7 protein-coding genes are annotated in these 12,824 nt (G+C 63.3%); 3 read left to right on the forward strand and 4 right to left on the reverse strand.

What is annotated here, in order from left to right; translation table 11 throughout:
- Window positions 1-342: 342 nt before the first annotated feature.
- The 3 genes from ACE191_RS21610 to ACE191_RS21620 form a co-directional block, all read right to left on the reverse strand.
- Entirely contained in the window at window positions 343-3,900 is a 3,558-nt protein-coding gene (locus ACE191_RS21610) for an FG-GAP-like repeat-containing protein (RefSeq protein WP_400194333.1), read from the reverse strand.
- 402 nt (window positions 3,901-4,302) lie between these two features.
- Window positions 4,303-6,504, reverse strand: a complete 2,202-nt coding sequence (locus ACE191_RS21615; RefSeq protein ID WP_400194334.1) for a glycoside hydrolase family 44 protein — start codon at window positions 6,502-6,504, stop codon at window positions 4,303-4,305.
- A gap of 1,096 nt (window positions 6,505-7,600) precedes the next feature.
- On the reverse strand, window positions 7,601-8,512 hold the full coding sequence (locus ACE191_RS21620) for a heavy metal-binding domain-containing protein (RefSeq protein WP_400194335.1): 912 nt from the start codon (window positions 8,510-8,512) through the stop codon (window positions 7,601-7,603).
- A 332-nt stretch (window positions 8,513-8,844) separates the two neighbouring features.
- On the opposite strand from ACE191_RS21620, the gene ACE191_RS21625 reads away from it, so the two are divergent.
- The gene (locus ACE191_RS21625) at window positions 8,845-8,988 is read left to right on the forward strand and encodes a hypothetical protein (protein ID WP_400194336.1); all 144 of its coding nucleotides are present in this window, start codon (window positions 8,845-8,847) and stop codon (window positions 8,986-8,988) included.
- A 1,068-nt stretch (window positions 8,989-10,056) separates the two neighbouring features.
- Here the strand turns inward: ACE191_RS21625 and ACE191_RS21630 are convergent.
- Window positions 10,057-10,212 carry a hypothetical protein gene (locus ACE191_RS21630; protein WP_400194337.1) on the reverse strand — a complete coding sequence of 52 codons (156 nt, stop codon included), beginning with the start codon at window positions 10,210-10,212 and terminating at the stop codon, window positions 10,057-10,059.
- A 176-nt stretch (window positions 10,213-10,388) separates the two neighbouring features.
- Here ACE191_RS21630 and ACE191_RS21635 point away from each other — a divergent pair, with 176 nt between their 5' ends.
- Together ACE191_RS21635 and ACE191_RS21640 are read left to right on the forward strand one after the other, a co-directional pair.
- A complete protein-coding gene (locus tag ACE191_RS21635; RefSeq protein WP_400194338.1) occupies window positions 10,389-11,855 on the forward strand; it encodes a PLP-dependent aminotransferase family protein in 1,467 nt (488 codons plus the stop codon).
- A 272-nt stretch (window positions 11,856-12,127) separates the two neighbouring features.
- Window positions 12,128-12,322 carry a hypothetical protein gene (locus ACE191_RS21640; RefSeq protein ID WP_400194339.1) on the forward strand — a complete coding sequence of 65 codons (195 nt, stop codon included), beginning with the start codon at window positions 12,128-12,130 and terminating at the stop codon, window positions 12,320-12,322.
- Window positions 12,323-12,824 lie beyond the last annotated feature (502 nt).

Here is a 12,824-nt window from a genome sequence, read left to right on the forward strand (position 1 = left end):
ATCCGCAGCGGCGGCAGTGTCCGTGGTTTATAGTCATCCCCCCTTCCATGTGCTCAACTCGTTCCCTGCGATAGTAATCTGGAGGCTTTTTTTCGGTGTGCGTGGGTGCCTTCGGCGCGTATGACCTCACCAATTGCGTCCGGATGCGAATAGTCAGCTCCTGCAGCAGGTTGCACTCGTCACCAGGCTCGCGTGTGCTGAGGGCAGTTAGTAGCCAGCGCTAAACGTGCACGGAGTGCATTGGCTATAAACAACCGCTTGCCGATGAGTTACATGAGGATGCGCATTCGAGCTGTTCGGTACAAAGTAATAGCCAACGGTTGCCTAGGAGAAGGATGCGGCTTACTCCACGACAATGCGCTTGATGACCGCCGTTGCACCGGCCTGCACCCGCAGCACGTACACGCCTGCGGCCAGTGCGCGCACGTCGATGTGGGCACGCGTACCGGTGGTCGATGCCAGCAGGTCCAGCGCACGTACTTCTTGTCCCAAGGCATTGCAAAGCACTACCCGGACTTGCGCCTTTCCGCTAAGGGGCGGCAATTGAAGCGAGAAGCCCGTGTGGGCCGGATTGGGGAATATGCTGACCGCAGCGGCGCTCAGCCCCGGAGCGGTGCTGGTCACACTGCCGAAAAGCAGCGTGAAGCGGCCGGTCAACGGAGTCGTGCCGGATACCTGGAAGGCGTAGCGCGGCTGCTGCCGCAGGTTCACCCGCTGGCCCGTCTGCGCGTCGAGCAGGTACACACTGGTGCCGGTCAGGTTCAACAATTGGGTCGCCTCCAACTCGTAGCTGCCGGTACCTGTTACCTGCACCTGCAGCGGCAGGCTGACGGTTTGCGCAAGCGGCGGCATGCCAGCAATGGCCAGCGGCAGAGCGCTGGCCAGCACCGCCACGTTCAGGCCGCTGCTGTTGAAAATCTTGACCGCGTCGTACTGCGGGTCGACGCCCGCCGAAGCACCGGCCTCGAAGTACACGTACGCCGCGTCGGACAGGCCGCTGCCGTGCAGGGTCAGCTGCAACTGGGGCCTCAGGTCGGGGCCGCCACGCCGCACGGTTGTTCCATCGGGGGACGTGAGGCGATGCTCGTTGCGGAGCGTAAGGGTGGCGGAGGTGGCAGCGGCATTCACGCGCACGAAGAACGCCTGTCCCAGGGGGACGACGGGGTTGCCGAAGCCGTTGACGTAGCTGCGGTATCGCCCGGCATAGGGCCCGGTGCTTTCATACACGTACAGGGCCGCGTCCAGGCCGGGGCGGTCGGAGGTGGCCACCCGGCTCCAGTCGACGGGGGCCGGGTAGGGGTTGCCCAGCAGGTGCCAGCCCGCGTCGGGGCTGGCGGCCTGGGACAGGGCAAGCACCTGGTTGCCGGTGGTGAGCTGGCCCACGAAATCGACGGCCTGGCCGGCCGGCAGATGCACGGTGTAGCCCCGGCCGGGGAGCAGCGCCTCCGTGGCCGCGCCGGGCGAGTGCCAGCCCTTGTCGAACGCGCTGTATCCGCTGGCCGGGCTGGTGAGCACGCGGGCCTGGTCGTAGCTGAACACGGTGGGGAACGGCCGCACGGCATTGGGGGTAGCCGAGGTGTTGTAGTCGGGGTTTACCCGTGGCACGAGGCTGCCCAGGGCCAGGTCGGCCACGGTCGTGTTCTGCACCGGGGCGGCCAGGTGGCGGTAGCTCGCCGGGGCATGCAGCGTGGCATCGAGGTAGCGCTGCACCGTAGCCGTGCCTTGTACCCGGCCCGTACCGGCATTGACCACCAGGGCCGTGCCGGTGGCGGAGGAAAGCAGCGTCAGGGCCTGACCGTTGAGGAGCAGGTCGCCCGGGCCGCTTAGGGTAAGCACCTTCGTCACGGCCGTGGGTGCGCTCAGGGTCACGCCGGCGGGGTTGTTGATGAGCAAGGTGTTGACCTGAGCGGGCAGCCCCGTGCCGGTACGCTGCGCGGTGGTGCCGTTGAAGCCGTAGTCGGCCGCCGGGCTGAACGTGCGGGTGCCGCTTACCTGCACCGCACCGGTAGCGCCCGTGGTGCTGATGCCATCCGGGTCGCACACCTGCAGCGTGGCGCCGTCAGCCAGCGTGAAGCTGCCCGATCCAAGAATGCGGGCGCAGCCGGTATTGAGCGTCGCGCCCGCGTTTACCTCCAGGTTTCCGGTCACCGTCACGTCGGCGCTAAGCGTCGCATTGCCCGCGCTCGTGATGGTGATGTTCCGGTACGTGCCGCCTGCTACAGCTTGCGTCGTGGTCACTACAAGATCAGAAACCGTAACGGCGAAGGCCGTGCCGCTGGTGGCCGAGCCGGCGGGCGTGGTGACGGCAATGGCGCCGGAAGTGGCGCCGGCCGGCACGGTGGCCGTGATCTGCGTGGCCGAAACCACCGTGAACTGGCTGGCGGCCGTGCCGTTTAAGGCGACGCGGGTGGCGCCGGTGAAGCCCGTGCCCGTCAGCGTGACCGGCGTACCCACCGGCCCGCTGGTTGGCGTGAAGCTGGTGAGGGCCACGGCCGCCGTGTTCAGGCGCACGCTCAGGGTGTTGCCGGCGGTGGGGCTTACCCGGCCATTGCTGGTTGCGAAGTCCAGGTCGCCGTCGTTGTCGAAGTCCGTAGCGACTACCTGAACGGGGAAGGCGCCCACGGTGGTAAGGCGCGGGGCCAGGAAAGTCCCGTTGCCGTTGTTGCGTAAGGTACTCACGGTACCGGTAGCGCCGCCTCCGGCGGCCAGCACATCCAGGTCACCGTCGCCGTCCACATCGGCGGCCGTTACCCCATCGATTGCCGTCGTGCCCAGAGGATAGTCCACCGCCGTTTGGAAGGTGCCGTTGCCGTTGCCCCGCAGCACTTGCAGGTTGCTGCCCCCAGTCGCGTTGCTTATGCCCAGCACGTCTACGTTGCCGTCGCCGGTTACATCGGCCAGCGCCAGGGTCCAGGATGAAGGAGCCAGGCTCAAGCGGGTACTAGCCTGAAAAGTGCCGTTGCCGTTGCCTAAGGCCAGGTTGCCCGAGAGCTGCCCGGTTGTCATCGTCCAGCTGGCGCAGGCGAAATCCAGGTATCCGTCGTGGTTGACGTCGGCCACGGCCAGCGTGTATGGGTTGTCGTCCACGGCTACCCGGGTACCCGGTTGGAACGTGCCGGTGCCGGTGCCCAGCAGTACCTCTACCCAGTTGCCGAAGGCGCTGCCCACCAGCAGGTCGAGGTTGCCGTCGGCGTTCAGGTCGGCGGCAACTACCCCTACCGGGTTAAGCCCTGCCGGCTGGCTGGCAAACGCCTGGAAGGTGCCATTGCCGTTGCCCAGGGCTACGGCCACTTCATCAATGGACGCGCAGGTAAACACCAGGTCCAGCTTGCCGTCGTTGTTGACGTCGGCCGCGGTAACGCCGCTGGGCCCCCTGGGGCCTGCTACAGGGGGGCCAACGTTCAGCACCAGGGTCTGCGGGGTCTGGAACGTGCCATTGCCATTGCCGAGCGCCAGGCTCAGAGCGCCTTGGCCGGCCAGGCCTCCTTCGTAGCAGGCTGTTACCAGGTCTATGTTGCCGTCCTCGTTGAAATCGGCCGTGCACAGGCCTTCAGGACGGGCACCTACCGGCAGTTCGCCGGTGCCGCTGAAGTGCGCGTGCCCGCCGGATGCGGCGGTCGTAAACTGAAACACCTGCTTGCGTGCCTGGGCGCCCTGGGCGGCCTGTACCGAGGCAGGGACGATGGCCGTGACGGTTTCGCCCGGGGCAAAGTCGGTGCTGGGGTTGAGCGTGACGGTGCTGCCGCTGACCGTAGCCGCGGCCGCCTTCTTGCCCCCGCGCTGGCCCGAGTGCAGCACGATGTTGCCCGCCGAGGCTGCCATCGGCGCCTGCCCGAAGGTCACGGCCACGTTCGTGTTGACGGCCGCTGCCCGGGCGTTGCGCGCCGGCGAAACGTCCAAGACTGGAAAGGTTTGAGCTGCGGCCGTACCAGTGGTCAGGAGCAACAGGGCCGCCCCCGCCCAACCGATACGCCACGGATCCGATGACTGCTTGTCCCGCTCAGGCGATGTGTCGCGTGCATTGGCAGGCACGTTGCCAATGGATGGATCGGGCAAGGGTGGTGCTGCCCACCTGCTGGGGGACGTAAAGTGATGTATCATACGCTCTATTTTGAAAAAACAAAATTCGAAGGAAACGCTGTGTAGCCTGGCTTCAGGCATGAGCGGTAGCAGTTGCCGCCGCGCGCTGTGTGGTAGCCACGCGCAGCACGGGCAAGGGCGTGGGAGCAGAAGCCAACGACTCAGCGGGGGCGGTAAGCTACCGCGTCGCCGAACTGAGATGTAAGCCATAGCCACCCGTAGTTAATGGTGCAGCAGGCGCCGGCGCTGGACATGGCCGTGCGGCCCGCTTACTTCGACCACGTACACGCCCGCCGGCCACGCCGCGGCCTCAGGCACCAGCGACGTAGCTTCGTCGGCTGAGCCCAACGGCCTCCGCAGCAGCTCCTGCCCCAGCGCATTTACCACGCGCAGCTGCGCACCGGCCGGTGGTGTACCCCGCAGCTGCAAGCGCAGGGCTCTGCCGGCGGGCAAGGGGTTGGGGAAGGCCTCCACCGTGAAAGCGGCCTCGGCGCGCAGGGCCACAATCCCGGACGTGGTACCGGTGCCGTCGCGGTCCACTAGATGCAGGCGGTAGTAGTTGGTGCCCGCCAGGGGCGCCACGTCGCGGAAGCTGTAGCGTTGGGGGGCCGATCCGTTGCTGGCGGGCACCTGTCCTAGCGGGCGAAAAACCGGCTCTCTCTCGCCGCGGCGCTGCACCTCGAAGTAGGCTGCGTCTAACTCGCTGGCGGTGGTCCAGCGCAGCAGGTGCTGCCCCTCCGCTTGGCGCCCGTCGAAAGTGCTCAGCACCACCGGCAGCGGCGTGGCGGCCGTCAGCACGAGAATGGTGGCCGAGAGGGCCGGCACGGTGTAGCTGAACCGGTTGTTGCCAAGACCCGTTACGGCCGGCCGGCTGCTCAGCGCCGCGCTGTTCTGGTCGAAACCCCAGGCCGCGCCCGCCGTGTACGTCACTCCGCTGGTGAGCGTGAAAGAGCCCTGCACGGCCTGGTTGCTTTTGTTGAGCACTACCAACGTCAGGCGTCCCTCATTGCCGCCGGTGATGGCGGCGTAAATGGAGGTGTTCGTGACGTTGGACGTGGTAGCCGTAACGGCTGTATTGCCGAACGCGCTGCCCTGCCCGTCGAAGTTGGTGTAGAGGCGGAAGCCCGCCGAGACGTAAGTGGCGGGGGCGTTGGGGTTGTTGGGGTCAAAGACCTTCCACCAGTTGGCGTTGTGCACGCCGTACTTGCCGAAGATGCCCAGCGCGTCGGCGTGCGCGATGCCCCCCGAGATGTCGTTGTTGCCGCCGTAGGCGTATTCCGAGATGCTGAGCTTCGTTCCGGGGTAGAAGTCGTCAATCGACCGCTGCAGCCGGGGGATGATGGGCAGGTAGTTGAGCCGGAAGAAGGGCTCGTTGCCCAGCCAGCTGTTTTCCTGGTAGGTGGCGTCCCAGAGCGTGCGCGGGGCCTGCATCCGCGCCTGCCGGTCGGCGGCGGTGTTGGCGTAGGGCTCGGTGATGCGGTTGTCGCCGATGGCTTCGGGGTACCAGTGCACGTCGAGCACGTCGAGCAGGCGGCGGCCGGCGGCGTTGGAGGCCCGGCGCATGTTGCGCAGGTAGCAATCCACAAACCAGGCGTAGGGGTTGTTGAACCGGTTGCCGATCGAGTCGTTGTAGTCCGGCGCGTCCTGCAGGCTGAAGTAATCCCCGAACCCGTAGAACACGCCGCCGTAGAGCTCGGCGGACGGGTCCACGGCCTTCACGGCCAGCGCCGCGTCGCGCGACTTCATGATGTACTCCCGCATCGTGGGCTTGGCAGGGTGAATGCGGCCGTGGGTTTCCGGCCACAACCCGGGCTCGTTATCCAGAAAATACCCGGCAATGCCGCCGTTGGCGGTGGTGCCGTGCTGGTTCACCAGGAAATTCACCTCCTCGTCCACGTACACGAAGTTGTCGGTCAGATTCGGGGCCAACGAGAACGGGCTGCCTTTGCTGAACACAACTTGCCGCCAGCGGGAGGAAGGGGCTACTTGGCTGGTGGTGACCGTGGTGCCGGATTTGTCAGCGGCTACGTAGCCAGCCAGCGGCAGCGTCACCAGCGCCGCCTGGCCCTTGCTCTTGGCCACCGTGTAGAAGTAGGACATGGCGCTGCCCGCCACGTCGCAGTCGCCGGCCCGGGGCAAGCCGCCGCAGAGGAAGTTGTCGTTCTGGTAGAAGTAATCGGAACCGGCGTGCGAGGCGTTGTTTTCCCAGTTATAGCCCGTCAGGCGGTTGCCGCCCTGGCGCACGGAGCCGTAGCGGTCGGCGTCGCTCAGCGGCTCGTTGGTGCCGTAGATGAGCGGGCTGATGGGGCGGCGCCCGGCCGCGGCGGTGTTGACGGTGAAGTTGACCGGCAGCTGGGCCCAGGCGGGCACGCTGGCCACCTGCCCCCAGGCGGCCAGCAGGATTAAACGTAAGCGTGCATTCATAGCAAAAAAGGGGGATTGTTGCGAAAACCCTTGGAAATGACGTACAGGTTTCTGTCTCCACTGCTGATCAGGAGACACTGAACGATACTAGCGCGACTGGTAGCGCAGGTTGACGAAGAAGTTGCGCCCGGCCTCAGGAAAGCCCTCGAAAAGGGTGTAGTTGCCAAAAGGACATTGGCTTCTCTGGAGTGGGTGGCCAAGCCACGCGCTTTTTTAGTCGGGTAAACAGGCATTTAGCTTGGTCAAGATCAGCATACATATGCTGGTTGTAGGGTGTAGAGGTGCTACGTAATGTGTTTGCCAGAACGATGGCACAAGCCCGCCGCGCAATGGCTGTGAGCATGAAGTTTGGGTCTTAGGTTTTTATTGGCCATAGCCGCGCAGGGCATGTGGCAGTTGCAGCCTTGCCAAGCGTAGCCCAAAGTCTGTCTTCTGTTAAGGGCATCCTGTCGATCCGTGCCCGAGGCAGTGCCTAGGAAAAGTAAACCTCCAGCAACCCTCGACTATGCACTGTCCGACAGCTGCCGTTCGACACGCGATTGATCATCGTCCCTCTTACCCCTTACCTCAACGCGGCAAAGTAGAATGATCGATTAAGCGTCGTTTCCTTCGGTGGCGCCTTGGACGCTGGCTCGTATTTGTTTTTGTCGTGGCAAGCGGGAAAAGCAAGGCTGGCAGTGGCCAGCAAAGGCAGCGGGAGGTGGACTGAGTGCATGAAAAGCAAGGGGCAACAGGGAAACACTACTCCCCCATTTGCTAACGCGGTGCCATAATGCTGCTATTCGCTCTCACATGATGATTTTAGCGGCCGCACATACATCTCATTGTCATATGCTTATCGCCAGAAGAATTGTAGACAAACAATGTAGTCAGCGCTGCTCCTGACATAAAGCGCGCGGAGCCGCAGCTTCCTCGCAAGTCTCAGTATCCGATGCTGCTTCACCCCACCCGTTCCATTTTCTGCTCCACAAGGGCCTGAACTTCGGGCCGACGTAGTCGGTTGCGGCATAGATTGGGCCATCAGGCAACCCATAATACCGTCCTGCTGCTGGCCATTATCCCAGGCTTCGGCTAGGCACTTTGTGTACTGGTCCAATCAGGTCGCGGCCGGCGCGACGTGGATGGTGAAGTTGCCCGTGCGGATCTGCCTGTCGTGGTTGAACTGCAGGAACACGCGGTACAAGCCCGGCTGCGCGAAGCTGGTGTTGAAGCTGATGTTCGGGCCCCTATCGGTCTGGTCGTTCGGGTGCATGTGCAGGTACTGCTTCGTATTCTCGCTGATGACGACCACGTAGCCGAGCGCCCCCAGGTACTTGTCCAGGTTGGTCACCGGCTGGCCGTTTTTTTTGATGCCGATGCGCATGCCCAGCAGCTGCCCCGTAGTCAGCGGCTTGTCGAAGGCCAGTGTGGCCTGGTAGCCGTTCGCTCTCCACTGCATCTGGTCTTTCGAAAACTCGACCGCTGGTTTGGGCGGGCCGGCGACGGTTACCTCCTGGCGGCCGAGCTGGTGGCCTGCGCCAGCGGGCGTGTAGTCCTGGTAGAGCACGTACTCGCCGCCGGTTTGGAAGGTGAACGGCAAGTCGTAGCGGCCCGAGGCTTTGAATTTGGGGTGCTCGGGGAAGAATTCCGACAAGTCCTTGCTCACGATGATGAGGTGTATTTTCTTCTCGTGTACCACGGCCAGCGGCATCGGCGTTTGGTCTTCGCCCTGGACCATGGGACGGAACGAGAGCGTGGCCGGCTGGCCGGCAGCGAGCTGGGCCGGCTGCGCGCTGAAGTCCATGCGGTAGGTCTTGCCGTTACCGGCCGGCCGGCCGGTGTGCTCCAGGTTCATGCTGCACTTCGGGCATGTGTCCCCGGCTTTGGTGCTGGTCACCTCTGGGTGCATGACGCAGGAGTAGACATAGACGCCGTCGTGGTCATCGCCGCTGGCTGCAACCGTCGAGGCAGCGTTGGTCGCTTCGCTCGCGAAACAGGAGGTCAAGGCGAAGTAGGTTGTCAGCGTCATGGCTGGCCAACTCAACCTTTGCATAAAGAAAGAAGTCAGGACCAGAAAGATTGCCAGCATCAGGGCTGGCCAGATCAAGCGTTGCATGAAGAAAGCTACATTGTGGGGAAGATTAACCGGTAACTTGACAGGCGCGCACCGCCGGCTCTCGTACATAGGGCGATACGGAGGCGTGCAGATCCTTAGCAGCCCTGCTGCTGCAGCCGTTCTCCAACTATGTATTACGTACGCGTCCAGTTGATTATGGGGCGGTAGTCTAAGGGATGGTTTTCCCCGTATAGGGGAGCATCATACAAACGACGATGAATTGTGGCTGATACGGGAGCACGGCCGTGCGTAAGAGCGGCTACAGCAAGGGCAAAACCAAGTACCTGTGCACGGCCTGCCGCTACCAGGCGGTGTTCGAGCCGGCCGCCCCACGCAAAGCGGCCCAGTACGCTCCGGTGGAAAAGCTGCTGCTTGAGCGCGTCTCGTAGCGGGCCATTGTGCGCCTGACGGGCGTGGCGTGCATGAGCGTCGCGAAGCTGGCAAAAAAAGCCCGCTCGGCTCCACCGGCGCATGGTTGACGACGTGCGCATTCGGTGGAAGAATTGGGACTGGACGAAATGTGGACGTTCGTGGGGCGCAAAAAGCGCAAACGCTGGCTTTATCTTGCCCCGCTAGTTCTTTACCTCCACCCCGAGAGCAACGAGGACCGGCGCCATACCGGTTTTGTACTTTGGCGGTAATGCGTCCCCCTGTGCCAATTAGGCGAGCTTGGGGATGGCAATCAGGTATTAGCAGGGCCTGTTTTGTTGCGGCTGCGAATTCTAACACCCGGGCGGTGCCGTAGGCATGCACCGCTACGCAATCCTAGTTCGGTATGCTTCCGCGCTGCTCGTAGAGCGTGAGGCTCGGTGAAATCCACCGGCACCTATTGGCCCTGCAGTATTCGCCATTGTGAATTCGTGCGGGCCGGGTGGGCCGGCCGAGAGAAAAAGCTGCGGACCGTCCGTGTCCAGGCCAAACGGTAGGTACTTGTCCATATACACGCCGCGGTCTAGGCTGACCAGCGTGACGAAACTGTAACGTTTCATGAAGGACACCATTACGGTGCGGTCCGCTATGCGATAAGTCGCTGGGATATGCATACTGCAGGGAAGGGCAAAGGAAAAAATTACCGCTTGCGGCGGGAGGAGCCATCGGGTTTGTTTTGATTTACATCTTGCTCGTCTGGCTCGGCTGGAGCCGCGTCAGCCAACTTTGCTTTGCAATGCATACACCGCATGCCTTATAGCTTGTTCGCCGTAGTAGAGTACCTCCTCCGCCACCTAGGTCGCCCCCAGCCGCCCAATGGCGATTTGACATCAGCGGTTGTTGGCCCCGATCTAGTCTAGAACCGGATGATGTCCACGAACTGGAATAGGTAATCCAGCAGCAGTGCTTTCATCGCTGGGTTTAGGCTGGTGCCCCAGCCCAGTTGTAAAAGGTGCCCCAACCAGGATGCTGTTGTCGGCCGTGGTGTAACCGTAGATGCGCGTGCTGCCTAGCGCCGCGCTTGTGGCCTAGTCCACTATCTTGAAAGCGGCGCCGCTCTGGAGTGCCCCGTCGAACAACGCTTGGAACTCCGCTCGCTGCCAGCAGTCGGGTGTCGGGTGCTGTTCCCAGGGGTTGGGGTCGGCGGCCACGGCGTACAGCTCTGCGAAGTCGGTGGACTGCAAGGGAAGGCTCCAACCGAACGTGCTCGGTTGCTAGCACGAATTGAATGGGGAATGGAAGTAGGACCGCAGGCATAGGCCGAATGTTGGTTAGAAGTCAACCGCCACAAACCTATTAGATTGCTGGCCGGTTGGCATAGTCCAGTTTGTGAAATAGCACCCAGCCAGTTGTCCCGTTGATGCTTCCTTACCAAACCCTGCTGGTGCTCAACCGCCACGCCCCCGCCACGCTTACCCAGCAACTGAGCACGGGCCTGATCCACTTGATGCAGCAAGGCCTGCTGCCTGGGGGCAGCCGCCTCCCCGGTGCCCGGACGCTGGCCACGTTGCTGGGCGTGCACCGCCAGACGGTGGCCGTGGCCTTCGAGGAACTGGCCGTGCAGGGCTGGGTCGAACTGCGCCCAGCGCGGGCGCCCCGGGTGAGTCCGCATCTACCGGACCTAGGCCCGCAGCCCTTGTCGCTTGCTCCAGGGCAACTGGCACCGCGGGCGGGCTTCTCGTTCCCCCCCTCGTCCATTGCCGGCGAATGGTGGCCCACGCCCCATACCCAATGGCTTGACGACGGCTCGCCCGACAGCCGCCTGGCTCCGCTGCCGGCCCTGGCCCGCAATTATCGCCGTGCCAGTAAGCGCTTGGTGCACCCGACATACCTCGGCTATACCGACCCCAACGGGTCGTTGCACCTGCGCCGGCAGCTGAGCCAGTACCTGCGCGCCACCCGAGGCGTACCCGCCGACCCCGAACACATTTTCACCACGCGGGGTAGCATTATGGGCATCTACCTGCTGGCGCAACTGCTCTTGGCCCCCGGAGACACTGTGGTGGTGGCAGAGGTCGGCTACCGCTCCGCCGAAGACATATTTGAGCAGTGGGGGGCTCGTCTACAGCGCGTGCGCCTGGACGGCGACGGCCTCTGCGTAGAGGACGTGGCCGCGCTCTGCCAGCGGCAGCGCGTACGACTGCTTTACCTTACCCCGCACCATCATTACCCAACAACCGTCACGCTGTCTGCAACCCGGCGTATGCAGCTGCTGCACCTGGCCGCCGCGCACGACTTCATCATCCTGGAAGATGACTACGATTTCGACTACCATTACGAGGGTAGCCCGGTTTTGCCGCTGGCCAGCGCCGACCGGCAGGGGCGGGTGGTCTACGTGGGCTCGCTGAGCAAGGCGCTGTCGCCCGCCGTGCGGCTGGGCTATGTGGTGGCGTCCCCTGACGTGGTTACCGCACTCAGCGCCCAACGGCGGCTGGTAGACCGGCAAGGCGACGCGCTGGTGGAGGAGGCCGTGGCGGAGCTGCTGGCCGAAGGGGAGTTGACGCGGCACCTGAAGCGTGCGCGCCAACACTACCGGCACCGCCGCGATGCATGTGTCCAAGCCCTGCAAGCCGCGCTGGACGGCTGGCTGACCGTCACCGTGCCGGCGGGCGGATTGGCCTTGTGGGCCTGCTGGCGGCCCGACATTGACCTGCTCCGCGTCGTCGCGCACGGGCAGCAGCTGGGCCTGTCCTACACCGGCGAGCGCCACCAGCTCGCCACGGGGCAGTGGGGGTTCCGGCTCGGCTTTGCCTCGCTGACGCCCATAGAAATGACCCACCGCCTCGACTTGCTCCGGCAGACGGTGCAAACATGTTATGACAGGTGACAGGTTTACCGAAAGCGCTAGCGGGGCCGTGCGCCACTGTTGCAGCCGAATATCGAACAAGGACCAGAGACGGTTTACCGCTGCGACGAAACTCTCAACCAAGGCTGGGAACTGTTCTCAATTGCCGCATGGTTACAAACGGCATGAATGCAGACCGGACGTGGTTGACTGACCAGATGTGGGCCGAGTTGTCGCCGTTGTTGCCCAGGTAGGCCGGCTGCCGCGGTATGACGGCGAGTGACACGCGCGGCTTTGTGGAGGCGGTGCTTTAGTTGGGTCGCACGGGGGCGCCGTGGCTGCACGTGGTGGCGGACGCGGCCTACGACAGCGCCGCGTTGCGGACGCAGATTTCCGCCGGCGCCGTAGCCGTCATCAAGTCCAACCCGCCTCGGCGGCAGCCGCCCCACTTCGACCCGCTTACCTACGCCCAGCGGCACCACATTGAGCAGACGATCAACAAGCTCTAGCATTTCCGGCGGCTGGCCACCCGTTATGACCAACTCGATAGTTCCTACGAAGCCTTCTTGGCGCTACGTGTCACCACTTTGTACCTCAATCGAGAACAGCTCCTAGGGCAAGCGGTGGGCGCGGAGAACAAAGATAAGTACTCAACCAGGGGATGATTTATAACAAATAATGGATTCACGATTTCCCTGTGAGGGCAGCAATACGTAATCAGCAAGAAGGCCAACTGAAAAGTCGTTGTAAGACGGCGCATGTTTTCCGTGTACTTGAGCGAAAGATCACTCCGCGCCGCGTGGCTGGAGCCACTATTTTTTGGCAGTTCCTCCTTGGTCGATTCGTTTTCCAGGCTCAAGTCGACCATCAACCGATTGAGCCGGTGGCTTCCTTCTTCCGGGTGCACCAAGGTGTTGTGGATCGGGCAGTTCCAGGCCGCAGTACGGGCTTTTCCACTGGTAAAAGGTGGTCTTGCCAAGGCCGTGCTTTCGGCAAATCTGGGCCACGGTT

It is taken from the genome of Hymenobacter sp. B81 (genome assembly GCF_044628455.1).
Lineage (GTDB): Bacteria > Bacteroidota > Bacteroidia > Cytophagales > Hymenobacteraceae > Solirubrum.

Bases quoted from the DNA above. Each gene is read 5' to 3' on its own strand.
- ACE191_RS21635 (WP_400194338.1), top strand. From the start codon at position 10,389: ATGCTTCCTTACCAAACCCTGCTGGTGCTCAACCGCCACGCCCCCGCC.
- ACE191_RS21620 (WP_400194335.1), bottom strand. From the start codon at position 8,512: ATGACGCTGACAACCTACTTCGCCTTGACCTCCTGTTTCGCGAGCGAA.
- ACE191_RS21615 (WP_400194334.1), bottom strand. From the start codon at position 6,504: ATGAATGCACGCTTACGTTTAATCCTGCTGGCCGCCTGGGGGCAGGTG.